Source organism: Kitasatospora sp. NPDC050543, assembly GCF_044457565.1.
Lineage (GTDB): Bacteria > Actinomycetota > Actinomycetes > Streptomycetales > Streptomycetaceae > Kitasatospora.
This window is the reverse complement of sequence record NZ_JBITGZ010000007.1, coordinates 233,069-258,832: the sequence shown is the minus strand read 5'-3', so window position 1 is coordinate 258,832 and position 25,764 is coordinate 233,069. Positions and strand designations below refer to the sequence as shown.

18 protein-coding genes, 1 pseudogene and 1 riboswitch are annotated in these 25,764 nt (G+C 73.1%); of the genes and pseudogenes, 12 read left to right on the top strand and 7 right to left on the bottom strand.

Features of this window, described 5'->3' with window-relative positions:
* Window positions 1-44: 44 nt before the first annotated feature.
* Window positions 45-485: an SRPBCC family protein gene (locus ACIBH3_RS11895; protein WP_396311791.1), complete on the bottom strand. Its 441-nt coding sequence runs from the start codon at window positions 483-485 to the stop codon at window positions 45-47.
* 183 nt (window positions 486-668) lie between these two features.
* Here ACIBH3_RS11895 and ACIBH3_RS11890 point away from each other — a divergent pair, with 183 nt between their 5' ends.
* Window positions 669-1,562 (top strand): HipA family kinase, encoded by an 894-nt coding sequence (locus tag ACIBH3_RS11890; RefSeq protein WP_396311790.1) that lies wholly within the window; start codon window positions 669-671, stop codon window positions 1,560-1,562.
* A 193-nt stretch (window positions 1,563-1,755) separates the two neighbouring features.
* Here ACIBH3_RS11890 and ACIBH3_RS11885 read toward each other — a convergent pair whose 3' ends face one another.
* The 3 genes from ACIBH3_RS11885 to ACIBH3_RS11875 form a co-directional block, all read right to left on the bottom strand.
* Window positions 1,756-3,246: a S8 family peptidase gene (locus ACIBH3_RS11885; RefSeq protein ID WP_396311789.1), complete on the bottom strand. Its 1,491-nt coding sequence runs from the start codon at window positions 3,244-3,246 to the stop codon at window positions 1,756-1,758.
* 316 nt (window positions 3,247-3,562) lie between these two features.
* Complete coding sequence (locus tag ACIBH3_RS11880) at window positions 3,563-4,672, bottom strand: amidohydrolase family protein (protein WP_396311788.1); 1,110 nt, start codon at window positions 4,670-4,672, stop codon at window positions 3,563-3,565.
* An 11-nt stretch (window positions 4,673-4,683) separates the two neighbouring features.
* A complete protein-coding gene (locus ACIBH3_RS11875) occupies window positions 4,684-6,066 on the bottom strand; it encodes a glutamine synthetase (protein WP_396311787.1) in 1,383 nt (460 codons plus the stop codon).
* Window positions 6,067-6,556: 490 nt separating this feature from the next.
* Between ACIBH3_RS11875 and ACIBH3_RS11870 the strand changes: the two genes are divergently transcribed.
* From ACIBH3_RS11870 to ACIBH3_RS11830, 9 genes are all read left to right on the top strand, one after another.
* Window positions 6,557-8,332 (top strand): 3-hydroxyacyl-CoA dehydrogenase family protein, encoded by a 1,776-nt coding sequence (locus ACIBH3_RS11870; RefSeq protein ID WP_396311786.1) that lies wholly within the window; start codon window positions 6,557-6,559, stop codon window positions 8,330-8,332.
* A gap of 152 nt (window positions 8,333-8,484) precedes the next feature.
* Window positions 8,485-9,417, top strand: coding sequence for a TetR family transcriptional regulator (locus tag ACIBH3_RS11865; RefSeq protein ID WP_396311785.1), 933 nt, complete (start codon window positions 8,485-8,487; stop codon window positions 9,415-9,417).
* Between the two features lie 347 nt (window positions 9,418-9,764).
* Complete coding sequence (gene ccrA / locus ACIBH3_RS11860) at window positions 9,765-11,102, top strand: crotonyl-CoA carboxylase/reductase (RefSeq protein ID WP_396311784.1); 1,338 nt, start codon at window positions 9,765-9,767, stop codon at window positions 11,100-11,102.
* A complete protein-coding gene (locus ACIBH3_RS11855) occupies window positions 11,102-13,129 on the top strand; it encodes a protein meaA (protein WP_396311783.1) in 2,028 nt (675 codons plus the stop codon). Before ccrA ends, ACIBH3_RS11855 begins: the two co-directional genes overlap by 1 nt.
* 25 nt (window positions 13,130-13,154) lie before the next feature.
* The gene (locus ACIBH3_RS11850) at window positions 13,155-14,117 is read left to right on the top strand and encodes an HpcH/HpaI aldolase/citrate lyase family protein (protein WP_396311782.1); all 963 of its coding nucleotides are present in this window, start codon (window positions 13,155-13,157) and stop codon (window positions 14,115-14,117) included.
* 32 nt (window positions 14,118-14,149) lie between these two features.
* Window positions 14,150-14,653 carry a MaoC family dehydratase gene (locus ACIBH3_RS11845; RefSeq protein WP_396311781.1) on the top strand — a complete coding sequence of 168 codons (504 nt, stop codon included), beginning with the start codon at window positions 14,150-14,152 and terminating at the stop codon, window positions 14,651-14,653.
* Window positions 14,654-14,812: 159 nt separating this feature from the next.
* A complete protein-coding gene (locus ACIBH3_RS11840) occupies window positions 14,813-16,015 on the top strand; it encodes an acyl-CoA dehydrogenase family protein (protein ID WP_396311780.1) in 1,203 nt (400 codons plus the stop codon).
* A 451-nt stretch (window positions 16,016-16,466) separates the two neighbouring features.
* Entirely contained in the window at window positions 16,467-17,159 is a 693-nt protein-coding gene (locus tag ACIBH3_RS11835; protein WP_396311779.1) for a phosphatidylserine decarboxylase, read from the top strand.
* Complete coding sequence (locus tag ACIBH3_RS11830) at window positions 17,146-18,024, top strand: CDP-alcohol phosphatidyltransferase family protein (RefSeq protein ID WP_396311778.1); 879 nt, start codon at window positions 17,146-17,148, stop codon at window positions 18,022-18,024. The genes ACIBH3_RS11835 and ACIBH3_RS11830 overlap by 14 nt, the downstream gene beginning before the upstream one ends.
* A gap of 228 nt (window positions 18,025-18,252) precedes the next feature.
* Here the strand turns inward: ACIBH3_RS11830 and ACIBH3_RS11825 are convergent, their stop codons facing one another.
* The 3 genes from ACIBH3_RS11825 to ACIBH3_RS11815 form a co-directional block, all read right to left on the bottom strand.
* Complete coding sequence (locus tag ACIBH3_RS11825; protein WP_396311777.1) at window positions 18,253-19,758, bottom strand: hypothetical protein; 1,506 nt, start codon at window positions 19,756-19,758, stop codon at window positions 18,253-18,255.
* 392 nt (window positions 19,759-20,150) lie between these two features.
* Window positions 20,151-21,290 (bottom strand): prolyl oligopeptidase family serine peptidase, encoded by a 1,140-nt coding sequence (locus ACIBH3_RS11820; protein ID WP_396311776.1) that lies wholly within the window; start codon window positions 21,288-21,290, stop codon window positions 20,151-20,153.
* A 205-nt stretch (window positions 21,291-21,495) separates the two neighbouring features.
* Window positions 21,496-22,185 carry a helix-turn-helix domain-containing protein gene (locus tag ACIBH3_RS11815; protein WP_396311775.1) on the bottom strand — a complete coding sequence of 230 codons (690 nt, stop codon included), beginning with the start codon at window positions 22,183-22,185 and terminating at the stop codon, window positions 21,496-21,498.
* A gap of 423 nt (window positions 22,186-22,608) precedes the next feature.
* Window positions 22,609-22,796, top strand: a riboswitch (cobalamin riboswitch).
* A 185-nt stretch (window positions 22,797-22,981) separates the two neighbouring features.
* Between ACIBH3_RS11815 and ACIBH3_RS11810 the strand changes: the two are divergent.
* Window positions 22,982-23,929: pseudogene (locus ACIBH3_RS11810) on the top strand (cobalamin biosynthesis protein); the annotation flags it as partial.
* Between the two features lie 323 nt (window positions 23,930-24,252).
* Window positions 24,253-25,752 carry a cobyric acid synthase gene (locus ACIBH3_RS11805; RefSeq protein WP_396311774.1) on the top strand — a complete coding sequence of 500 codons (1,500 nt, stop codon included), beginning with the start codon at window positions 24,253-24,255 and terminating at the stop codon, window positions 25,750-25,752.
* Window positions 25,753-25,764: the final 12 nt, after the last annotated feature.

The following is a 25,764-nucleotide window of genomic DNA, read 5'->3' as shown; positions in this document are numbered from 1 at the left end:
GGCGCGTCGCCGGCTCAGCGTGCTTCGACTCTGGGCGCGCCGGTTCAGCGCACCTCGTCGGCGAGGCGGGCGAGCACCTCGTCGTGGATGCGGTTCAGGCCCTTCGGGGCGAAGGTGCGCTCGAAGAAGCCGCCGATGCCGCCCGCGCCCTTCCAGGTGGTCTCCACCGTCACCCGGGTGCCTCCCTCGCCGGCCGCGGCGACCGTCCAGGTGATCACCATGGAGGAGTTGGCGTCCGTCTCCACCAGCTTGTCCGGGCTCGGCGCGGAGACGGTGAACAGGCAGTCCCGAACCCGCTTCTCGGTGGCCTGGAGCCGCCAGTGCACCTGGGTGCCCGCACCCGTGCCGCCGGCCCGCACCTCGTACTCGCTGTACTGGGCGGGCAGCAGCTTCGGGCGGGTCACCCGGTAGTCGGCGAGCACCTCGTAGACCCGCTCGGGTGCGGCCTCGTAGACCCGCTCGGTGGTGGCGTACACCTGTCCCATGACCATGCTCTCCTCGGCTCGACTTCGCTTGCTCCGGCAAGCCAACCACCGCCCGGGCCGGGTACCAAACCAGGGCGCGACCGCGGGGCGTGGCGCGCCGTGACGAGCGGCGCCGCCCGGGTGCGCCGAACGGCGTGAAATCCATTCGCGGTCGGTGCGGGGCGCCGCGCTATGGTGGCCGGTGTGCTTGATCAGGTGACCGCAGTCCGCTACCTCGACCCGCTCCGGGCCGGCGGTTCGGTGCCCGGCGTCGTGGAGACCGACGACCTGGGGACGTACGTGGTGAAGTTCACCGGCGCCGCCCAGGGCCGCAAGGCGCTGGTGGCCGAGGTGATCGTCGGCGAACTGGCGCGCCGGCTCGGGCTGCGGGTGCCGCCGCTGGTGCTGGTCGACTTCGACCCGGCGGTCGCGGCCCATGAGCCCGACCGGGAGATCCAGGACATCCTCCTGGCCAGCGGCGGCCTCAACCTCGGGATGGACCTGCTCCCCGGCGCCCGCGACTTCAGGCCCGCGATGATCGACGTCGACCCCGTCGAGGCCGGCCGGGTGGTGTGGCTGGACGCCCTGACCGGCAATGTCGACCGCACCCTGCGCAACCCCAACCTGATGGTCTGGCACGGCCGGCTCTGGCTGATCGACAACGGCGCCGCACTGGTCTTCCACCACCGCTGGTCCGCGGCCGGATCGGCCCTCACCAGGCGGTACGACCTCAGCGACCACGCGCTCGGGGGATACCGCCCGGACGTGGCGCAGGCCGACTCCCGGCTCGCGCCCCTGGTCACCCCCGGGCTGCTGCGCGAGGTGCTGGCGCTGGTACCGGACGAGTGGCTCGCGGACGAGCCCGGGTTCTCCTCGGTTGCCGAACTGCGCGAGGCGTACGTCGGCCATCTCGCGGCCCGCGCCGCCGCCTCGGCGGCCTGGCTGCCGGACGGCTTCGCCACCCCTGACGAGCTGCGCGCGACCGCCGAACGGCGGGCCGCGGCCACCCGGGCCGCGCGGCCGGCCTGGCTCCAGCAGGTCCCCGACCTGCACGGGAAGCCCTCCGTCGAGGTCGACGGGCGCGGGCACTTCGGCTGACGCCGGGCCGGTGCTCCGCCGCGGCCTGTCTCGGGCATCGGGCGCACGGGAGCCGCCCGGCGCGCCCGCCCGGGTGCGGGTGCTCGAACACCGGTGGGGGCCGGCCCCCACTCGGGGCCGGCCCCCACTCTGGTGGCTCGGGCTGTCGGTACGTCGGCGCGTCAGCTGGACCGACCGCCGGCGCGGCGCCGGCTCAACGCCACCACTGAACCGCCTTCTGCGCGTTGATGATGCCGGCGCCGTAGAAGCCGTTGTCGTTCTCGCCGCCCTCGCAGGTGGCCGTCCACGCGCCGGTCCCGCCCGGGTTGTACGGCGCGGTCGGGCAGGCGTGCGACTCGGCGTGGCTGGTCAGCATCTCGGTCAGCTCGTCCGGGCTCGCCCACGGGAAGGTGCTGGCCAGCAGCGCGACCACGCCGGTGGTGTGCGGCGAGGCCATCGAGGTGCCCTGCTTGTAGCCGTACCCGCCGCCGGTGACGGTGGACAGGATGCGGCCGTTCTTGTCCGGCGTCGCCGGGGTCTGGTACCGCGCGTCACCACCGGGGGCGGCCACGATCGCGACGCCCTTGCCGTAGCTGGAGTAGTACGACTTCTCGCCGTCGGACCCCACCGAGGTGGTGACGACGACGCCCGGCAGCTCGGCCGGCAGCGACAGGCAGTCGTTGGTCACCGGCCGGGGCGCCGGCGTGGTGTCGTCGGGGCTGCTGACGTCGGTGGTCTTGTGAGCGAGGTCGATGTTCTCGTTACCCGCCGCGGCCACGTTCAGCACACCGTTGCGCTGCGAGAACTCGACGGCGCGGCGCACGGCGGTGGTGATCGCCGCCTGGTCCGGGTCGTTCTTGCAGTTGAACATCCACGGGTCGATGTAGTAGCTATTGTTGGTCACCTTGAAGTGGTGCTGACCGGCCCAGACGAAGCCGCAGACCGCGTACTCGGGGTAGATGAAGCCGGCGTCGTCGACGACCTTGACCGCTGCGAGCTTGACGTTCGGCGCGATGCCGACGATCCCCTTGCCGTTCTTGGCGGCGGCGATGGTGCCGGCGACGTGCGTGCCGTGGTCACTGGTGGTCGGCTGCCAGGCCTGCCAGGCGGTGTTGGGCTTGCCGCCCTCGATGCAGGACACCGACTGTGAGGCATCCACGTTGGGCGCGAGGTCCTCGTGGGTGGCCTCGATCCCGGAGTCCAGCACGCCGACGGTCACATCACGGCTGCCGAGCGACAGCTTGTGCGCCTTGTCGGCGCCGATCAGGCGCATGTCCCACTGGTTGGCCTCCAGCGGCTCACTGCCGTCCGTGGGTGCGGCGGCCGGGGCGGAGGCGGCGATGGTGGTCTCGACATCGCTCTGCGGGAGGCCCTTGGTACGGCTCGCCCCGACCGAGTCGACGCCCTTGGCCAGCCGGAGCTTGGCGGCGAACTGGGCGTCCGTCGAGCGGGCTATGACGACGCCGATCTGCTCGTAGGAGTACACCACGGTGCCGCCGAGAGCGGTGATCGCACGCTCGGTCTTCTGCACCTGGCCGTGGTTGGCCTTGGTGTTGACCACGTAGCTGAGCAGCGGACCGGTCGTGCTCCCCGCCTCCGGGGCGGCAGCGACGGCGGCGCCGGCCGGCAGCGCGAGCGCGCCGGCGGTGGCGAGGGTCAGTCCCACCACCGCGATCCGGGTCCGGCGTATCCGAGGAACTCTCATAGGGGTTGGCCCTCCCGAGTGACTTCTACGCGGCTGCTGGTGGCAGTGGCGGTTGAGTAAAGGGAACGTAGTGAACTGACGCGCCCACGGGCAAGACCTGAAGGACCGTTTCCTAGAACTGGATTATTTTCCGACTGATTCACCGAAGTTGGGCATGCCGGTCCCCGATCGGGGTAGCACGAGCACCCTCGCCGGGCGGCCCGGGCAACGCCGGGATCAGAGCCCGACCAGCCGCAGGTCACCGAGTGAGTCGTCGGGGCGCATCGGTGGATGACCGGCCACGCGCAGGAGCGGGCGCACCGGACCGAGGCGCTGCTCAGAGCCGGTACAGCCGACGGGCGTTGTCGGCGGCCAGCAGCCGGGCGATGCGGGCGGCGTCGGCGGCGGAGCAGTGGCCGCCGAACCGCCAGTCGGAGAACACCGCGCCCAGGCCGTGCCGGAACTGGGCCGCGCCGACCAGATGCAGCTCGGGCAGACCGTAACCGTCGGTCGAGAACAGCACCTTGCCGAACGGCGCCAGCTCCAGCATCTCGCCCAGTACGGCGGCCACCCTCGGCCCGACGTAGGAGGCGGTCAGGCCGAGGTCGGTGTACACCAGCGGGAACGCCTGGGCCAGCCAGGCGGCCTGCCGGTGATAGGGGTAACCGTGCAGCAGCACCAGCGGCACGCCGCTCGGTTCGGCGGCGCGGATGAAGTCCGCCAGCAGCGAGGGGTCCGCCCGGTGCAGCGTCAGATCGGGGTCACCGAAGCCGGTGTGCAGCTGGAGCGGCAGGCCTCGCTCGGCGCAGACGTCCAGCGCCGTCCAGAGCAGATGGGCGAGCAGCACCGGGTCGGTCAGCCGCCCTCCCCCGGCGCGCAGCCTGTCGCCCGCCGCACGGATCACCTCGGCGTCGCTCGGGCGCCGCCCCGGGATGCCCAGGCCGTGGCGGTACGCCAGCACGGACTTCATCGCGACGGCGCCCGCGCTCGCCGCCCAGATCGCCGCACGCACCGCCGCGGGCCAGCTCCCGGCGGCCGCCGGCGCCGACTCGGCGATGCGCTCCAGCCGGACCACCTCGCGCACCCGTGCGCCGGCGCTCTCGGCGAACTCCGTGAGTGGCAGCAGGGGTTGGCCTGCGGCGGTGGTGAGTCCGGTGTCCAGCAGGCAGGTGTCCAGGCCGGCCGCCGCGAGCAGCCGCCTGGTCGCCTCCGGCGCGCCCAGCTCGCGTCGGCGCGCCAGGTAGTCGGCGGCGCCGGTGTGCGCGGGCAGCCCGAGCGCGGGCGGGCACCAGCGGCGTACCGCGAGACCGAGTGCGCTGTCGAAGGGGGAGCAGCCGGGGGCGGGCGGGCGGTCCGACTCGGTGAGCAGCGCGGCGAGGGCATCGTCGTCGAGTTCGGCCGTGACCACGCTGTGGCAGTGGTGGTCCACCAGCGCGGGAACGTCCACCGCCGCCACCCTCAGTACCGCCATCGCGTCGCCGCGACGATCTCCTCGGGGCTGCGCCCGGCGAAGAGCTCGATCTCCGCCCGCCGTACCGCGAGCACCGCGTCGTAGAGCGGCTCGCCGAGTGCCTCGCGCAGCACGGCCGACTTCTCGTACGCCTCCACCGCCTCCGGCAGGCCGGCGGGCAGCCGGCGGACGGCTCCGGGGGGCGCGTCCGCCGGGTCCGCGGTGACCTCGGGGGGCAGCGTCAGCCCCTCGTCCAGGCCGGCCAGGCCGGCCGCGATCACCGCGCCCACGGTCAGATAGGGGTTGGCGGCGGCGTCGAAGCACTTGATCTCGGCGTTGGCCGCCGTCGCCTGCTCGCCGGTGGAGCCGGTGACCAGCCGCAGCGCCGCCTCGCGGTTCTCCCGCCCCCAGCACTGGTAGGCGCCGGCCCACTGCGAGGGGACCAGCCGCAGGTAGCTCGCCGGGCTGGGTGTGCCGAGCACCAGCAGCGCCGGGAGCGCCGCGAGCGCCCCGGCGAGGAAGCCCTCCGCCTCGCCGGTCAGCCCGTACGGTCCAGGGCCGCCCTGGCAGAGATTCTGCCGCTCGCGCCAGAGGCTGAGGTGCAGATGGCCGCCGTTGCCCACCACGCCGGGGCTGACCACCGGGGCGAAGGAGGCCCGCAGGCCGTGCCGGGCGGAGACGGCGCGCACGGTGTGCCGGACGAGGACGGAGGTGTCGGCGGCGGCGACCGGGCTCTCGGCGGCGAGGGAGACCTCGAACTGGCCGGGCGCGTACTCGGGGTGGACCTGGAGGACGGTGAGCCCCTGCTCCCCGAGCGCGCGCAGGATGTCGAGCAGGTAGTCGGAGAGGTCGGTGAGCCGGTGCATGCCGTAGGCCGGGCCGCGGGTGGGGAAGACGGGCTCCGCCTCGGGTGGGCCGGCCTCGGCGACCACCCACTCCACCTCGATGCCGGCCCGCAGCGTCAGGCCGCGCTCGGCCGCGGCGGCCTCCATCCGGCGGGCGAACAGCCGCTGGCAGCCGGGGTGCGGGGTGCCGTCCTGCCGGTAGCGGTCCGCCGGGGCCCAGGCCCAGCCGCTCTGGGCGGCCAGCGGCACCAGGCGGTCGAGATCGGGGTAGAGCCTGAGGTCCCCGGTGGGGCCGCCGACCGAGCGGTCGGTGGCCATCGAGTCGTCCACCAGGAAGACGTCGAAGCAGGGCGCCGCGCCGACTCCCCACTCGGCCGCGTGCTCCAGGCCGCCGACGGGCACGGCCTTGACCCGGGCGATCCCGGCGTTGTCCACCCAGCCGAGGGCGACCCCCTCGACGCCGACCGTCCGCAACTTGGCGGCGGTGAGCCGCGCCTGGGCGGCGCGCTCGGCGGGCGGCGGCAGGGCGGCGGGGTCGATGCTCATGGCTTCCATGCTGCCGCGCGCACTGACCTGGCGGTATTCCCCGGAAGAGTGGTTTGGCCACCGACCCGGGCCCGGGGCCGGCGGCCGACGGCGGTGCGGTGGAGCCGTCGGCACTCTTCCTACTTGGCGGTAGCTTCGCTACAGTGACCGCACGCACCACCGCCGGGCTTCGGGAGCCGCACCGGCGGGGTTCGTCGTCCGGCGCGCCAACCGCGTTTCGCCGGCGGCGGCACGGGTGCCTCTCCCGTCCTGCGCCCTTGCGCGCACGACGGAGCTTCCCTCGTATCAGAGCCGCTTCCTTCACCTTTGAGCGCCTGAGTACCACGGCACATCCGCGGCACGGCCGGAGCGGACCGGCCCGTCCCGCGGCTGCCGCAACCGTCATCTCCCCTTCCCGCTGCGCGGACCCTCCTCCGGCGGCCGCCGGCCCTGCCATGGGCCGGGCGGTCCGCCGCAGCGCGCGCGGGCCCTATGACAAGGAGTCAGGACAATGGAGCGTCCCTTCCCCACCGTGGCCGTGGTCGGCCTCGGCACCATGGGCGCCGGCGTCGCGGTGGCGGTCGCGAAGAGCGGCCGCCGGGTGATCGGCATCGAGGCGAGCGGCGACTGCGCCGCCCGGGCACTGGCCCGGATCGAGGAGGCCACCGCGCACGCCGTGCAGCGGGAGCGGATCACCGCCGAGGAGCGCACCGCGCTGCTGGCGCTGATCTCGGTCGGCGACCGGCTGGACGCCGCCGCCGAGGCCGACCTGGTGATCGAGGAGGTCCCCGAGCAGCTGGAGCTGAAGCGGGAGATCTTCGCCGAGCTGGACCGGATCTGCCCGCCGGAGACGGTGCTCGCGACCGGTACCACCGCCCTGTCGGTGACCCGGATCGCGGCCGCCACCGCGCGCCCCGAGCGGGTGCTGGGCCTGCACTTCTTCAACCCGGTGCACGTGATGAAGCTGGTCGAGGTGGTCCGCACCGTACTGACCACCCCGCAGGTGGCCGAGAGCGCCGCCGAGTTCGCCCGCGACCTGGGCAAGGAGCCGGTCGCGGCCGGCGACCGGGCCGGCTTCGTGGTCAACGGACTGCTCTTCGCCTACCTCAACCAGGCCGCCGCGATGTACGAGTCCAAGTACGCCACCCGCGAGGACATCGACGCCGCGATGCGGCTGGGCTGCGGCCTGCCGATGGGCCCGCTGGCCCTGCTGGACCTGATCGGCGTGGACACCGCGCGGACGGTGCTGGAGGCGATGTACGAGCAGTCCAGGGACCGTCTGCACGCCCCGGCGCCGATCCTGGGCCAGCTGGTCTCGGCCGGGCTGCTCGGGCGCAAGTCCGGGCGCGGCTTCTACACCTACGAGGCGCCGGGCTCCTCCAAGGTGGTCGCCGAGGCGGCCGGCGCCGCGGCCGTGCGCCCGGCCGGCCGTCAGGTGCGCGCCGTCGGCGTCTGCGGCTCGGGGACGATGGCCACCGGCATCGTCGAGGTGTTCGCCAAGGCCGGGTACCAGGTGCTGCTGGCCGCCCGCAGCCAGGAGAAGGCCGACCGCGCCAAGGCGCAGCTGGCCAAGTCCCTGGAGCGCTCGGTCACCAAGGGCCGCCTCAGCGCCGAGCAGCGGGACGCGGCGCTGGCGCTGGTCACCCCGACCGGCCGGTACGGCGACCTGGCGGAGGCCGACCTGGTGGTCGAGGCGGTGGCGGAGGACCTCGCGGTCAAGCGCGAGCTGTTCGCCACCCTCGACAAGATCTGCAAGCCGGGCGCGGTGCTGGCCACCACCACCTCCAGCCTGCCGGTGATCAGCTGCGCCGCCGCGACCTCGCGGCCGCAGGACGTGATCGGGATGCACTTCTTCAACCCGGCGCCGGCCATGAAGCTGGTCGAGGTGGTGTCCACAGTGCTGACCGCGCCCGACGTCACCGCCACCGTGCTGGACCTCTGTGCCAAGGTGCGCAAGCACCCGGTGGAGTGCGGCGACCGGGCCGGCTTCATCGTGAACGCGCTGCTCTTCCCCTACCTCAACGACGCGGTGCGGATGCTCCAGGAGCACTACGCGACGGTGGACGACATCGACACCGCGATGAAGCTCGGCTGCGGCTACCCGATGGGCCCCTTCGAGCTGCTGGACGTGGTCGGCCTGGACGTGTCGCTGACCATCGAGCAGGTGCTGCACCAGGAGTTCCGCGAGCCGGGCCTGGCGGCGGCGCCGCTGCTGGAGCACCTGGTGGCGGCGGGCTGCCTGGGCCGCAAGACGGGCCGTGGCTTCCGCGACCACGCGCGCCGATGACCACGCCACCCACGGGCGGCCCGGCGCGGGCCGGCTGGAGCCCCGGGACGGTCTCGTCCCGGTGGCCCCGGCCGAGCGCGACCGGGCCCCTCGCACCGGTGCGCAGGGCCAAGCCGAATACCACCGCCGCGGGGGCGTGTAGCGTTCCGGGCATGGATCGGGTTCAGTCAACCTCCGGGCACCACGACGCCGCACGGGCGGTCGCCGCGGGAGCCACCGCCCCCGTCGGAGCCGTCGCGGATCCGGGCCCAGGCAGCCGGCGGGCCGCCGCGCAGCGCCAGCAGATGCGCCAGGACCTCGCCACCGCGGCGATGGAGCTGTTCGCGGGGCAGGGCTACGAGGAGACGACGGTCGACCAGATCGCCGCCGCCGCCGGGGTGGCCCGGCGGACCTTCTTCCGGTACTTCCGGTCCAAGGAGGAGGCGATCTTCCCGGACCACGACGACACCCTGGTTCGGGTGGCGGACCTGCTGGCCAGCGCCGCGCCGGACGAGCACCCGCTGGACGTGGTGTGCCGGGGCATCAAGGAGGTGCTGCGGATGTACGCCTCCACGCCCGCGGTCTCGGTGGCCAGGTACCAGCTGATCCGCCAGGTGCCGGCGCTGCGCGAGCGCGAGATCGCGGTGGTGGCCCGCTACGAGCGGCTGTTCACCCGGTACCTGCTGGGCCGCTTCGACGCGGCCGAGCAGATCCCGCCGGGCTGGCAGCGCGGCGGGGACGACGACTCGATGCTGGCCGAGGTCTCGGCGGCGGCGGTGGTCGCGGCCCACAACCACGTGCTGCGACGCTGGCTGCGGGCGGGCGGGCGCGGCGACGTGGAGGCCCAGCTGGACCACTCCTTCGAGGTCATCCGGGGCACGTTCTGGGCGACCGCGCCGGCTCCGGCCGGGGTACGGCGCCGTGGAGCCATCGTGGCACCCGGTGCCATCGGTGACCTCGGATCGCCACTGGAGGCCGCCGCCGCGAGCGCACTGAGTGCCACCCCGGGCGGTGAGGTCCTCATCACAGTGGCCCGCACGGACGCGCCACTGGATCTCGTCCTGGACAGCATCAAGGCCGCCCTGGGTGGTGCGAGGGCCTCCTAGGCCGATGCGTTAACGCAGGTCAGAGGCTTCTTCGAGGGCCCGCACCGGTTCGCCGGCGCGGGCCCTGCGCATACCCGGGGACGGACTCTCCGAGGCTGCCCGAACGGTCGTCCGGTTCATTCGAATTGATGACACCCGGTGTCTTTACGAGTGGCACAGGGTGCCACTACCTTGTTACCCACCAGTCACGACGCCGCGGCTCCCCACCTCGGTGCGTCGTGTCCGGCGCTCCCCACCCCGGGAGCTGTGCCAGCCCGAACCCACCCACCCTCAGCGAAGCCGGTGTCCGCTCCCGGCTCCCCCAGACGCCCTGTGCCCCTCACACAGGTACGCCTTCGGAGGCAGCCATGAAGGAAATCCTCGACGCGATCCTCAGCTCCGACAGCACCGCGGCGGACTTCGCCGCGATCAAGCTGCCGGAGTCCTACCGAGCCGTCACGCTCCACAAGGACGAGGAGCAGATGTTCGCGGGCCTCGCCAGCCGCGACAAGGACCCTCGCACGTCCCTTCACCTCGACGACGTGGCCCTGCCCGAGCTCGGCCCGGGCGAGGCGCTGGTCGCCGTCATGGCCAGCGCGGTGAACTACAACACCGTGTGGAGCTCGATCTTCGAGCCGGTCTCCACCTTCGGCTTCCTGGAGCGCTACGGCCGGCTGTCGCCGCTCACCAAGCGCCACGACCTGCCGTACCACGTGCTCGGCTCGGACCTCGCGGGCGTGGTGCTGCGCACCGGCGCCGGCGTCAACGCCTGGAAGCCCGGCGACGAGGTGGTCGCCCACTGCCTCTCGGTCGAGCTGGAGTCCTCGGACGGCCACAACGACACGATGATGGACCCGGAGCAGCGCATCTGGGGCTTCGAGACCAACTTCGGCGGCCTGGCCCAGCTGGCGCTGGTGAAGACCAACCAGCTGATGCCCAAGCCCGCCCACCTGACCTGGGAGGAGGCCGCCTCCCCCGGCCTGGTCAACTCCACCGCCTACCGCCAGCTGGTCTCGCAGAACGGCGCGGGCATGAAGCAGGGCGACAACGTGCTGATCTGGGGCGCCAGCGGCGGCCTCGGCTCGTACGCCACCCAGTACGCGCTGGCCGGCGGCGCGACCCCGATCTGCGTGGTCTCCAACGACCAGAAGGCCGAGATCTGCCGGGCGATGGGCGCCGAGGCGATCATCGACCGCAGCGCCGAGGGCTACCGGTTCTGGAAGGACGAGAACACCCAGGACCCGCGTGAGTGGAAGCGCCTGGGCGGCCGGATCCGCGAGCTGACCGGCGGCGAGGACGTGGACATCGTCTTCGAGCACCCGGGCCGCGAGACCTTCGGCGCCTCGGTGTACGTCACCCGCAAGGGCGGCACCATCGTCACCTGCGCCTCCACCTCCGGGTACATGCACCAGTACGACAACCGCTACCTGTGGATGTCGCTGAAGAAGATCGTCGGCTCGCACTTCGCCAACTACCGCGAGGCGTGGGAGGCCAACCGCCTGGTGGCCAAGGGCAAGATCCACCCGACCCTCTCCAAGGTCTACTCCCTGGAGCAGACCGGCCAGGCGGCGCTGGACGTCCACCAGAACAAGCACCAGGGCAAGGTCGGCGTGCTCTGCCTGGCCCCGTCCGAGGGCCTGGGCGTGCGCGACGCCGAGCTCCGCGAGAAGCACCTTCCGGCGATCAACCGCTTCAGGGACATCTGATGACAGCTCAGAAGCGCGACCGGCCCTGGCTGATGCGCACGTACGCGGGCCACTCCACCGCGCACGACTCCAACGCGCTCTACCGCAAGAACCTCGCCAAGGGCCAGACCGGCCTCTCGGTGGCCTTCGACCTGCCGACCCAGACGGGCTACGACTCCGACCACATCCTCGCCCGCGGCGAGGTCGGCCGGGTCGGTGTCCCGGTGGGCCACGTCGGGGACATGCGGACCTTGTTCGACGGCATCCCGCTCGAACAGACCAACACCTCGATGACGATCAACGCCACCGCGATGTGGCTGCTGGCGCTCTACCAGGTGGTCGCCGAGGAGCAGGGCGCGGACATCGCCAAGCTCACCGGCACCACCCAGAACGACATCGTCAAGGAGTACCTCTCGCGCGGGACGCACGTCTTCCCGCCCGGTCCGTCGGTGCGCCTGATCACCGACATGATCGCCTACACGGTCGGCAACATCCCCAAGTGGAACCCGATCAACATCTGCAGCTACCACCTGCAGGAGGCCGGGGCCACCCCGGTCCAGGAGATCGCGTACGCGATGTGCACCGCGATCTCCGTCCTGGACGCCGTCCGCGACTCCGGCCAGGTGCCGGCCGAGCGGATGGGCGAGGTGGTCGCCCGGATCTCCTTCTTCGTGAACGCGGGCGTCCGCTTCGTCGAGGAGATGTGCAAGATGCGCGCCTTCGCCCGGCTCTGGGAGAAGGTCACCCTGGAGCGCTACGGCATCCAGGACGCCAAGCAGCGCCGCTTCCGCTACGGCGTGCAGGTCAACTCGCTCGGCCTGACCGAGGCCCAGCCGGAGAACAACGTCCAGCGGATCGTCCTGGAGATGCTGGCCGTCACCCTCTCCAAGGACGCCCGCGCCCGGGCCGTGCAGCTGCCCGCCTGGAACGAGGCACTCGGCCTGCCCCGGCCGTGGGACCAGCAGTGGTCGCTGCGCATCCAGCAGGTGCTGGCCTACGAGTCCGACCTGCTGGAGTACGGGGACATCTTCAACGGCTCCGAGGTGATCGAGGCCAAGACCGCGGCGCTGCTGGCCGGCGCCGAGGCGGAGATCGCCAAGGTGCTGGAGATGGGCGGGGTGATCCCCGCCGTCGAGTCCGGCTACCTGAAGTCCAACCTGGTCTCCTCGCACGCCGCCCGGCGGGCCAGGATCGAGTCCGGCGAGGACAAGATCATCGGGGTCAACTGCTTCGACACCACCGAGGAGAGCCCGCTCACGGCCGACCTCGACACCGCGATCATGGTGGTCGACCCGGCCTCCGAGCAGTCGGTGCTGGGCGCCCTCGCCCGCTGGCGCGAAGGCCGCGACGAGAGCGCCGTGCAGCGCGCCCTTGAGGAGCTCCGGGCCACCGCCGCCACCAGCGACAACCTGATGCCGGCCACGCTCGCCTGTGCCCGGGCCGGCGTCACCACCGGCGAGTGGTCCTTCGCGCTGCGGGACGTCTTCGGCGAGTACCGCGCTCCCACCGGCGTGGGCGGCGCCCCGGTGGCGGTGGCCGCCGAGCCCGGCGGGGAGCTGGCCGCCGTCCGCGAGGCGGTCGCCGCGACCGCCGCCGAGCTGGGCACCGGCAAGCTGCGCCTGCTGGTGGGCAAGCCCGGTCTGGACGGGCACTCCAACGGCGCGGAGCAGATCGCCGTCCGGGCCCGCGACGCCGGCTTCGAGGTCGTCTACCAGGGCATCCGGCTGACGCCCGAGCAGATCGTCTCCGCCGCCGTCGCCGAGGACGTGCACTGCGTCGGCCTGTCGATCCTCTCCGGGGCGCATCCCGAGCTGGTCCCGGACGTCCTGCACCGGCTGCGCCGGGCCGGGGTGGAGGATGTGCCAGTGATCGTGGGTGGCATCATCCCGGCAGCGGACGGCGAGGCTCTCAAGGCCGCCGGCGTCGCTGCCGTGTTCACCCCGAAGGACTTCGGCATCACCACCATCATCGGCCGGATCGTGGACGAGATCCGGCTGGCCAACAGGCTCCAGCCGTGGACGCCCGCCACCGTCGCGACCACCAGCTGACCCCGGAAGGAACTGACCACCCCTCATGAGCACTATCAACCGGCTCCGCCCCCGCCGCTCCTGCCTCGCCGTGCCGGGGAGCAACCCGCGCTTCCTGGAGAAGGCCCAGGGCCTGCCCGCCGACCAGGTCTTCCTCGACCTGGAGGACGCCTGCGCCCCGCTGGTCAAGGAGAGCGCCCGGCACAACATCGTCGACGCCCTGAACAACGGCGACTGGGGCAAGAAGACCAAGGTCGTCCGGGTCAACGACTGGACCACCCACTGGACGTACCGCGACGTGATCACGGTCGTCGAGGGCGCCGGCCCGAACCTGGACTGCATCATGCTGCCCAAGGTCCAGGACGCGACCCAGGTCAAGGCGCTGGACCTGCTGCTGACCCAGATCGAGAAGACCATGGGCTTCGAGGTCGGCAAGATCGGCATCGAGGCGCAGATCGAGAACGCCAAGGGCCTGGTCAACGTCGACGAGATCGCCGCCGCCTCGCCGCGGCTGGAGACGATCATCTTCGGCCCGGCCGACTTCATGGCGTCGATCAACATGAAGACCCTGGTGGTCGGCCAGCAGCCGCCCGGCTACCCGGCCGACGCCTACCACTACATCCTGATGCGCATCCTGATGGCCGCCCGGATGCACGACCTCCAGGCGATCGACGGGCCCTACCTGCAGATCCGCAACCAGGAGGGGTACCGCGAGGTGGCCGGCCGCGCCGCCGCGCTGGGCTTCGACGGCAAGTGGGTGCTCCACCCGGACCAGGTCGCCGCCGCGAACGAGATCTTCTCGCCCTCGCAGGAGGACTACGACCACGCCGAGCTGATCCTGGACGCCTACGACTGGTGCACCTCGGAGGCCGGCGGCGCCAAGGGCTCGGCGATGCTCGGCGACGAGATGATCGACGAGGCCAGCCGCAAGATGGCCCTGGTGATCGCCGGCAAGGGCCGCGCCGCCGGCCTGGAGCGCACCTCCAAGTTCGAGCCCCCGCAGGCCTGACCTCGTACCGATCCCCCTAAGGAAGCTGAATCATGCAGTTCGGACGCACCTACGAGGAGTTCGAGGTCGGCGCCGTCTACAAGCACTGGCCCGGCAAGACGGTCACCGAGTACGACGACCACCTCTTCTGTCTGCTCACCATGAACCACCACCCGCTCCACATGGACACCAACTATGCGGAGAAGACGACGGACTTCGGCAAGAACGTCGTCGTCGGCAACTACATCTACTCCCTGCTGCTCGGCATGTCCGTCCCGGACGTGTCCGGCAAGGCGATCGCCAACCTGGAGATCGAGTCGCTGCGGCACATCGCGCCGACCTTCCACGGCGACACGATCTACGGCGAGACGGTCGTGCTCGACAAGTGGCCGTCCAAGTCCAAGGACGACCGCGGCATCGTCTACGTCGAGACCAAGGGCTACAAGCAGGACGGCACGGTCGTCTGCATCTTCCGCCGCAAGGTGATGGTGCCGACCGAGACGTACATCAAGGCCCGCGGCGGCGAGCAGCCCGGCCGCCCCGAGCCGCTGTCCTAGCCGGCCCGCACCCCCGATACCCCGGTACGAGGAGCCGCCGTCATCGGCCCCTCCCCGGCCTGGGGGCTCCACGGAAGTCACGCCCGTGGAGCCCCCCACACCACCGCTTTCCGCTTGCCCCCCACCTCTTCCTTCTTGACGTACGACAGGAGCCGCACGATGGGACGCCTCGCGCAGACCGACGGCCTCACCGAGATCCAGCGGGACATCCTCGCCACCGTGCGGGACTTTGTCGACAAGGAGATCATCCCGGTCGCCACCGAGCTGGAGCACAAGGACGAGTACCCGACCGCCATCGTGGAGGGGATGAAGCAGCTCGGCCTGTTCGGGCTCACCATCCCCGAGGAGTTCGGCGGCCTCGGCGAGTCCCTGCTCACCTACGCCCTGGTGGTGGAGGAGATCGCCCGCGGCTGGATGTCGGTCTCCGGCATCGTCAACACGCACTTCATCGTGGCGCACATGATCAACGCGCACGGCACCCAGGAGCAGAAGGAGTACTTCCTGCCCCGGATGGCCGCCGGCGAGATCCGCGGCGCCTTCTCGATGTCCGAGCCCGGCCTGGGCTCCGACGTGGCCGCGATCTCCACCAAGGGCGTCAAGGACGGCGACTTCTACGTCCTCAACGGCCAGAAGATGTGGCTGACCAACGGCGGCACCTCCACCCTGGTCGCCGTGCTCTGCAAGACGGACGAGGGCCAGGCGACCCCGTACCGCAACATGACCACCTTCCTGATCGAGAAGACGGCCGGCTTCGGCCCGAACCCGACCGTCCCCGGCCTCACGGTGCCCGGGAAGATCGAGAAGATGGGCTACAAGGGCGTCGACACCACCGAGCTGGTGCTCCAGGACGTCCGCATCCCGGCCGACCGCATCCTCGGCGGAGTCCCCGGCAAGGGCTTCTACCAGATGATGGACGGCGTCGAGGTCGGCCGCGTCAACGTGGCCGCCCGCGGCTGCGGCGTCGCCCGCCGCGCCTTCGAGCTGGGCATCTCCTACGCCCAGCAGCGCTCCACCTTCGGCAAGAAGATCGCCGAGCACCAGGCGATCCAGTTCAAGCTCGCCGAGATGGCCACCAAGGTCGAGGCCGCGCACCAGATGATGGTGATGGCCGCCCGTAAGAAGGACAGCGGCGAGCGCAACGACCTCGAGGCCGGGATGGCGAAGTACCTCGCCTCCGAGTACTGCAAGGAGGTCGTCGAGGACGCCTTCCGCATCCACGGCGGCTACGGCTTCTCCAAGGAGTACGAGATCGAGCGGCTCTACCGCGAGGCCCCGATGCTGCTCATCGGTGAAGGTACGGCGGAGATCCAGAAGATGATCGTTGGACGCCGTTTGCTGGAGGAGTACCGCCTGGCCGACTAGGCAGGGCGATGATCATCACACAATCCAGTTGAACCGCCGGCGGCCGGGCGTGCGGGCCCGCCTCCGGCACGCCGTACCGCTGTGACTTACCGGCCTGGTCCGCCGGAAAGTCGGGTACGGCCGCGGGGGCGGCCGCAGGGCGCGTAACACCAGCTACGCGCCCTGCGGCCGCTTTCGCACACCCCTGGAGAGCCCCCTCGCGCCGTCCCGCGAGCTGAGACTTGAGTCACCGATGACTTGAGACCTCTTGGGAACCGGACTGCGCCGAGCTACGGTCGTATACACAGCAGGGGCACATCCGCACAGCGCAGGACAGATGAACGAGCAGGCGGGTTGCCCACCCACCGTGTGCTCCCGATAGCATCCACCGGGACAACAGCCGTCCTTTATCACTCGATCCCCGCGGTGGCCCCCGTCCAGCGGCCATGATCCCCCGCGACTAAGGTCTTCGATGCCCATCAGCCCGTCCCCTCACACCTCCGTCACGGACCGCGATGCCCTCGCCGCTCCGACGGCCGGTCGGCGACCCCGCGTGACCATCGCGCGCGGAGCCACCCCCTGGTTCGTCCCAACCCTGGCCACGGCCGCTCTCACCAGCGCGCTCACCCGGCGCAACGGCAAGTGGGCCCTGGCGGCGGTACCGACCTGCGCGCTCAGCGCGGGCATGCTGTGGTTCTTCCGCGACCCCGAGCGTGAGATCGGCACCGGCAGAGTGATCTCCCCGGCCGACGGCGTGGTTCAGAGCATCGACGCGTGGCCGGACGGCCGCACCCGCGTCGCGATCTTCATGAGCCCGCTGAACGTGCACGTGAACCGCGCACCGCTGCCCGGCACGGTGACCTCCGTCGAGCACGTCTCCGGCGGTTTCGTCCCCGCGTTCAACAAGGACAGCGACCAGAACGAGCGCGTCGTGTGGCACTTCGACACCGAGCTCGGCGACATCGAGATGGTGCAGATCGCGGGGGCCGTGGCCCGCCGCATCGTGCCGTACGTGAACGCCGGTACCAAGGTCGAGCAGGGCGAGCGGATCGGTCTGATCCGCTTCGGCTCGCGCGTCGACACCTACCTGCCGGCCGGCGTCGAGGTGGGCGTCGAGGTCGGCCAGAAGACCACTGCCGGGGTGACGCGCCTTGACCGTGACTGATCCTGAGACGATCGTCGGCCTGGACGACGAGGAGACGGACCTGCGTCGCCGCCGCTGGGCGCGCGACCGCGAGCTGCGTGCTCCGCGCTCGCCGCAGCACCTGTCGACCGCCGACTTCCTGACCCTGGGCAACGCCGTCTGCGGCTTCCTGGCGATCTACTCGATCACCACCGGGGTCCTCGTCCCGCACATCACCAACCCGGACGCCGCGCCGGACCGGCACAGCGCCGCCACCGCCGTGACGCTTCTGCTGATCGGTTCGATGTGCGACCTCTTCGACGGGCTGGTGGCGCGCAAGCTGCGCTCCTCCGCGCTCGGGGCGGAACTGGACAACCTGGCCGACCTGATCAGCTTCGGCATCGCGCCGGCCTACTTCGTCGCCGTCTGGGGCATGGTCTCGCCGGGCTCCGACAGCCGGCTGTCGGCGCTGATCGCGCTGACCGTGCTGCTGTCGGTGGTGCTGCGGCTGGCCCGGTTCTCGGCCGTGAAGATGCGACCGGGGGTCTTCCAGGGCATGCCATGCCCGATGGGCGCGATGACGGTGATCGCCATCGTGCTCCTGGACCCGCCGTTCCTGCCCGGCCTGCTCGCCATCTCGGGCGCCGCCTACCTGATGATGAGCCGGATCGAGTACCCGAAGCCACAGGGTCTGCTGGCCACGGCGACGCTCTGCTGGATCGTCGTCAGCATCGGCTGCCTCGCGGCCTGGGCGACCGGCCTGCCCGGCGGCGACACGCTGCTGCACATCGGCGCGTTCGCCCAGATCGCGCTGGCCGCGATGGCCCCGCTGCTGGTCATCCGCCGCAAGGTCGGCCAGAAGGTCGGCGACGTCCGCGCCCGCCGCGCGGAGTCCCGCCTCGGCTGACCGTCACCGCACCGCCTTGAAGGGCCCGGATCCACCCAGGATCCGGGCCCTTCGCGTTGTGGGAGGCGGGGTGGAAGGCGGCGTGACGCAATGCCGACGCGGGAAGTCGGCCGGGCCGACTTCTGGTGCGGCCGACGGCGCGGTAGCGCGGGGCGGGGCGGTGGGTGTCGCGCGCGGGGTGGGGGTGTGGCGGTGAGGGCGGGCGGCCCCCGGGCCCCAGGGCGGGGGTCAGGCGCCGCCGTGGTGGACGCTGAAGGCGGAGCGGCGGGCCGCGCGGGCCACGGCGGGGTCGGGGTGGACACTGGAGACGGCCGTGAGGACCGAGGCGGCACGCGGGTGGCCGGACTGGCGGGCGCGGGCGAAGAGCCGGACCGGATCGCCGGCCGAGGCGCCCTCGACATGCCCGACCAGCAGCTCCGTCTCCCCGTGGTCCAGCACCGCCGCGGCGGTGTCGACCCAGAGCCAGGCGGCGTCCTCCGCCCCCAGCACGTCGGCTGGGGACACCCCGCCCTCGTCCGACTGCTCCGCGAGCCACAGCAACGCGTACGGCCGCAGCACGGGCTCGTCCACCGCCGCCCGGACGGCCTGCTCGGCCGTGCCGCCGGCGACACGCAGCGCCTCGAAGGCGAGGCCGCGCACCAGCGCGTCGTCACCCCGGGCGGCGTCCAGCAGCTCGGCGACGGCGCGGTCCACCGGGCGGGCCGCGACCCAGGCGCGGTACTCGGCGCGGGCCGGACCGGGCGAGTAGTCGGCGCAGGCGCCCAGCAGCTCCATGGCGCTCTGCTCGATGTGACCGGCCGCCGTCTGGGCGACGGTGCAGATCTCCTCCAGCTTGGCGCGCACGGCCCAGTGCCCCAGGCGGGAGAGCTCGGCGGCGTCGTCCTTGCGGATCACGGCGCCGACGGCCGCCAGGCCGTCGAGCATCCAGTCCAGCACCGCGGCGACGTCGGAGGGCGCGGGCGGGGTGTCGACCTGCGGCGCGCGGCAGGTGCCGCGGACGGCCGAGACGGCGGAGGCCGCGTGCGGCACGGGCGAGAGCGAGACGACGCCGGTGCCGGCGCCCATCCGGCGCTCGTCCAGGCCGCGCCGCAGCAGCTCCATCAGTTCACTGTCGGCGACCGGCCCGTCCACCAGGTGCAGGAAGGAGAGTAGCTGCGGGGCCTGGTCGACGGCCTGGCCGGCGAGCACGGCGAAGACGCCGCGCAGGGCGGCCGGCGGGACGGGCGCGAGCAGGGTCCAGGCGTCGAAGAGCGCGGACCAGCCGCGGACCACGGCCTCCTCGTCGTGCTCCCAGGCATGCAGGCGCCAGCCGGGGGCGGCGCCGCCGTCCCGGGGCTCGACCAGCCCGACCAGCAGGGCCTGGCCCCAGGCCTTGGCGGCGGCGCCGACGGTCATGTTGAGCGCGCGGCCCGCCGCGCGGGCGTCGTCGGGGAGGAGTTCGCCGCGCTTGCCGACCTGCTCCAGCTCGCCGGCCCAGCGGGCGATCCGGACGGCGTCGACGAGCATCCGGCGGGCGAGCGGAGCGAGCTCTGCGGGGGCCGGGAAGCCCTCGGGCACCGGCACCCGGCCGCGGCCGGGAGCGGGTGCGGGGCCACGGCGGCGGGGTACGCCGGGAGTGCCCGGGCGCGCGCCGTCGGCGCGGTGGGCCGTGCCGGGCAGACGGGTCACCGTCGCGCCGGTACCGATCGTCGGCGGGGGCGGGGCATCACGGTCGCGCGGGTTCCGAGACGTCACGCCGTGCAGTCTTCCCCGTGTACCGGCCTTCTGTCACATCGAGTTCCGCGAGTCAGCGGGGAGCGGGCGCCGCCGGGGCCACAAGATCGGGCAACAGAGGCCAAACCGGCACTATGACGTGCACGGAGTGACGCGGGCACGCCACTCCGGGGCCGGGTGGAAGTCCCCGATGCGGCCGGGAGACGACTCGTACGCGACGGGTAGCCGACCCATAGCCGACTCGGACACGGCCGGACGCAGCCGGGACGCGGCGACGGCGCGCCCCTGAGGCGGCCGGCTGGACGGAGACGGCGACAGGGAGGGAGACGGGGACAGGGACAGGGACAGGGACAGGGACAGGGACGGGGACGGGGACGGGGACGGGGACGGGCTGTGGCGGTTCGGACCGCGACTCAGAGGAGCGGGGTGAGCCAGCGGCGCAGCGCCTCCTCGTACCGGCCGGGGTAGGCGTTCCAGAGAGCCGCGTGGTCCGCGTCCGGGACGGCCTGGATGCTCACCAGGTCGTGCCGGCGGGCCGCCAGCCGCTCGGCGGCCCGCCAGGGGGCGACGGGATCGTCCGGGCTGTGCAGCAGCAGCGTCGGCACGTGCAGGTCGCTGCCGTCGGCGAGCCGGGCGAAGCCGGCCAGGTCGACACCGGTACGGCCTTCGGCGGCGAGGGCGCCCAGTTCGGCGAGCGGGGCGCTGATGCCCGCACCGGTGGCGTCGCGGCGGACGGTGGCGGGCCAGTCCAGCACCGGCGAGTCGACGATCAGACCGCTGACGGAGTCGGCGAAGGAGGAGCGGGCGACCGTCTGGAGGGCCATCGTGGCGCCCAGCGACCATCCGTACAGGACGACCTTGCCCGCCCCGGAGTCCGTCGCCAGCCGGACGGCGGCCTCGACGTCACGCCACTCGGTGTCGCCGAACCTGCCGATCCCACCGGGGGCGGCCGGCGCGCCCTCGTCGCCCCGATAGGTGAGGGAGAGAGTGGGGAGCCCGAGCCGGTTCAGCAACGGGAGCACGGGGAGGGTCTGCTGCCGGTCGGTGCCGGGACCGTGCACCAGCAGCACCCAGGTGCCGCGCATGCCCGGCACGTACCAGGCGGGCATCGGGCCGAGCTCGCCGTAGGCGGCGGTCTCGGTGTACTCGAGGCCGAGCGCGGTGGCCGGGTCGCCGAGGAGGACGCGAGGGGTGAGCCGGACCTCGATGCCGGGCTCCAGGACGCCGCGGTCGCCGTGGTCGGCGCGCTCCAGCCGGCGGGTGACGCCGTTCTCGTCGCGGTGCACGACGTCGCCGACGACGGCGTGGCCGTCCGCACCCCACTCGACGGCATAGCGGCCCGGGCGCAGCGTCGCCGTGGTCGGGGTGAAGGTGACACGGTCGGCGGCCACGGACAGCACCAGGGCCGGACCCGACGGATCCCCCGCGCGGCGGCGGCGGGCGGTGACTCCCGGAAGGACCACCCGGTCGGACACCTTGCGCCCCAGCGCCAGCACGGCGATGCCGGTGCCGACGACGGCAGCCGCCACGACGGCTGCGGTTCCCCAACGCATATCGCTCCCCGCTCTGCTGATCGCGGACTGGCCGGTGCTTCCCAGTCCACTTCTCCGCGGGGCGCGGGGCCACCGGTGCGGGGCCGTCCGGGGCACGGCGCCGGACGTGGGGGCGCGGGACGGGAGGCGGGGACGGGAGGTTGGGGGCGCGGGAAGCGGGCCGAGGCGGCGGGGGTTCGGGGGCAGGCAGGGAGAGGCGGGCGGATCAGACGGGGATGCCGGTGTCCTCGCGGGCCAGGAGCTCCCAGAAGCGCTCCGTGATCGGCTGGGTCGGCTGGGCCGGCTCCACCCGGGCCAGGGAGGAGGAGCCCCAGCTGCCCGCGCCCCAGTGGGAGGAGAGCTGGTACTCGCCCTGAATCACCGTCAGCACCTTCGACAGTGCCTCCCGGGGGACGGGGACGATCCGTCCTATCGCCCTGGCCTGCGCCTGCCAGCGTCCGTCGATGCACTGCCGGAGCCGCTGGTCCAGCTCCTCCCGGCGCCCCGTCACCGTGAGCAGGTCCCGCAGGGTCAGCCCCAGGGCCTGGGCGAGGGAGTACGTCTGCTCCTCGTCGCCGGTCCACCTGCCGGAGCTCTCGGCCTGCTCGTAGGTGCGGTCCGAGACGCCGATCCGGCGGGCGGCCTGCTCCTGGCTGAGCTCGCGGGCCACCCGGAAGTCGCGCAGGCTGGCGGGCCGGGCGCCCATCAGCTGCACGGCGGGGCACCACAGCGCGCGGGCGAGGGCGACGAACTCCTCCTCCGAGGGCCGGACCTCGCCGCTCTCCCAACCGAGGACGTGGGACGGCAGCAGTCGGACCCCGTGCGCGGCCATGCCCTCCGCCACCTGCTGGGGGGTCAGGCCCAGCCCGGCGCGGTGCGCCCTGGCCGCCGCGGGCGAGAAGGGCACCGGTGTCACGGGAGGCTGTCTGCGTCGCATGGGACACGACCGTACGGGCCCCGGCAGGCGTGTCCCCAGGCGCCGAACGCACGAAGCGCAGCAGGGGGCCTCACTGGGCGATTGTGCGATCCCATGAATCCCGATGGCGCGACGGTTGTTCTACTCGGAGGTAGCGACGGTTTCCGGCGCCGAGCACAAGCTACGCGAGTAGCTCATGCCCGACCTGCGTACCTGCCGGTCCGTCAGGCTTGGATGATCAACCGATTCCGGCACCGGCCGCCCACCCCGCGGGCCTGCGGTCCGCGCCACGCGCGGCCGGCCGCGGCGGCCGGCGCGCGTGCCCGGGCACGCGAGCCCGGGCACGCGAGCCCGGGCACGCGAGCCCGGGTGCACGCCCGGGTGACGTGTGACCAACCCCTCCGTGACCTTGGTTGACTCCCCCTCGAACCGCGTGATGGGATCCTTCAGCCATACGGAGGCATGTAGAGGAAGCCGGTGCGAATCCGGCGCGGTCCCGCCACTGTCACCGGGGAGCACGCTCGAAGCACGGCCACGGCGTACAGCTGGAAGGCCCGAGAGTGCGTCAGAACCCGGAAGCCAGGAGACTCTAGCCCCCGTGACGTCGATCCAGGGCGCGGACCCTGAGTGAGGACACGCACGCCATGCAGGCTGCCCGGGCCGCCCACCGGCCACCGCCGTACGCCCACGCCGGCCGCCCCGCCGTCCCCGCTGTCCCCGCTGTCCCCGTCCTCATCGGCCTCGCCTGCGTACCCCCGGCCGTTCCCGCAGCCGTCCCCGTTCCGCCGTGCGCCGGCTGACCCGCGGGGCCGCCTTCGCCCTGGGCGTCGTCGCCGGCCACCTCGCCGACGCCCGCTTCGCCGACCCCCGGCGCGGTCACCCGGTGGCCGCCTTCGGCAACGCGGCCGGGCGGCTGGAGAAGCTCCTCTGGCGTGACGCACGCGCGGCCGGGGCGGCGTACACGGCGGTCTGCGTCGGTGCCGTCGCCGCCGGCGCGGTGGCCGCCGAGCGGACGCTCGGACGCGGCGCCGCCGGCCGGGCCGCACTCGCCGCCGCCGCGACCTGGACGGTGCTCGGCGGCACCTCGCTCACCCGCGAGGCCCGCACCATCGGGCGGGCCCTGACAGCCGGTGACCTCACCGCGGCCCGCGAGCGGCTGCCGCACCTGTGCGGGCGGGACCCGAGCGCGCTGGACGAGCAGCAGATCGCCCGCGCGGTGGTGGAGTCGGTGGCCGAGAACACCGCCGACGCGGTGGTGAACGCCCTGGTCTGGGGCGCGTTCGCGGGTACGCCCGGGCTGCTGGCGTTCCGGGCCGTCAACACCCTGGACGCCATGGTCGGGCACCGCTCGGCGCGCTACCGGCGCTTCGGCTGGGCCTCCGCGCGGCTGGACGACGTGGCCGGCTGGCCCGGCGCCCGGCTCACCGCGCTGTTGACGGTGTGTGCCGCGCCGGAGCCCGGCACCGCCTGGCGGGTCTGGCACCGCGACGGCTCCGCCCACCCCAGCCCCAACGCGGGCCAGGCCGAGGCGGCCTTCGCCGGCGCGCTGGGCGTGCGTCTGGGCGGCACCCTGCGCTACGGCGAGCGGGTCGAGCACCGGCCCGTGCTCGGCGCCGAGCTGCGCCCGGTGACGGTGGACGACATCGAACGGGCCTGCCTGCTCTCCCGCCGGGTCGGCCTGCTGGCCCTGGCCGTCAGCGTCGCCGGGCACGGCACGCTGCGCCTGGCCGCCGCCTCGGCGCGAACGCTCGGCGTACCGCCGACGGGAGCGAGGGAAGCGACGGCAGCGGTGGCACCAGCGGCAGCAGCGGCCGGAGCACCCGCTCAGCCGGGCGCGCACGCCGCGCCCCGCCGGAGCACGGGCGCATCAGCCGGCTCGGCGGGCACCGCGCACACCGCCGCACCGGCCCCGCGCCGCGCCACCGCCGGCCGCGCCGCGGGCAACGCGGTATCACCGACCGGACACCCGGGTACGAGGCCCCTGGCCGTGGCCGCCCTGGCCATGACCACCCTGGCCGTGGCCGTACTGGCCCGGGCCGCCCGGGCCGCAGCGAATGAGGGAGACGTATGAGCGGGGCGCTGCTGGTCGCCGGGACCACCTCGGACGCCGGGAAGAGCGTGGTGACCGCCGGGATCTGCCGGTGGCTGGCCCGGCAGGGTGTCAGTGTCGCGCCGTTCAAGGCGCAGAACATGTCGCTCAACTCCTTCGTCACCGCCGACGGCGCCGAGATCGGCCGCGCCCAGGCGATGCAGGCACAGGCCGCCCGGGTCGAGCCCGAGGCCGCGATGAACCCGGTCCTGCTCAAGCCGGGGGCGAACGGCCGGAGCCAGGTGGTGCTGCTGGGCCGCGCGGTCGCCGAGGTCGGCGCGCTGGACTACCGCGAGCGCAAGCCCGTCCTGCTGGAGCGGGCGCTGGAGTGCCTGGCCGATCTGCGCGGCCGGTACGACGTGGTGGTCTGCGAGGGCGCCGGCTCGCCTGCCGAGATCAATCTGCGGGATCGCGACATCGCCAACATGGGCCTGGCCGTCGCCGCCGGGCTGCCGGTGGTCGTGGTCGGCGACATCGACCGCGGCGGGGTCTTCGCCGCGATGTACGGAACGCTGGCGCTGCTGTCGCCGCAGGACCAGCGGCATGTGGCCGGCTGGTTCGTCAACAAGTTCCGGGGCGACGCCCGGCTGCTCGCGCCCGGCCTGGACATGCTGCACGGGCTGACCGGCCGGCCCGTCCTCGGCACCCTGCCGATGCTGGCGGGGCTCTGGCTGGACGCCGAGGACTCGCTCGACCTCTCCACCGTGGTGGACCGCGAGGACACCCGAGGCCCGTACGGCGCGGACGTGCTGCGGGTCGCCGTGGTGCGGCTGCCCCGGCTGTCCAACTTCACCGACGTGGACGCGCTGGCGCAGGAGCCCGGGGTGCTGGTGCGCTGGGCGACCCGGCCAGAGGAGCTGGCGGACGCGGACCTGGTGATCCTGCCGGGCACCCGGGCCACCGTCGCCGACCTGGCCTGGCTGCGCGAGCGCGGCCTGGAGTCCGCGCTGCTGGCACGGGCGGCCGCCGGGCTGCCGGTGCTCGGGGTGTGCGGCGGCTACCAGATGCTCGCCCGGGAGATCGTGGACGAGGTCGAGTCGAAGGCCGGGGCCGTGGCGGGCCTGGGGCTGCTGCCCACCCGGGTGCGGTTCGGCGCCGAGAAGGTGCTCGCCCGGCCGGTCGGCGAGGCGTACGGGCAGCGGGTCGAGGGGTACGAGATCCACCACGGGGTGGTGGCCGTCGAGGGCGGGGAGCCCTTCCTGGACGGCTGCCGGGTGGGCTCGGTGTGGGGCACGACCTGGCACGGCGCGCTGGAGAACGACGGCTTCCGCCGCGAACTGCTCCGGGACGTGGCGCGGCTGGCGGGGCGCTCGTTCGTGCCCGCGCCCGACACCTCGTTCGCGCAGGCCCGGGAGAAGCGGCTGGACCGGCTCGGCGACCTGATCGAACAGCACGCCGACACCGACGCGCTGTGGCGGCTGATCGAGGGCGGCGTACCGGCCGACGGCCTGCCCTTCGTGCCGCCGGGTGCGCCGTGAGGGATCTGATGG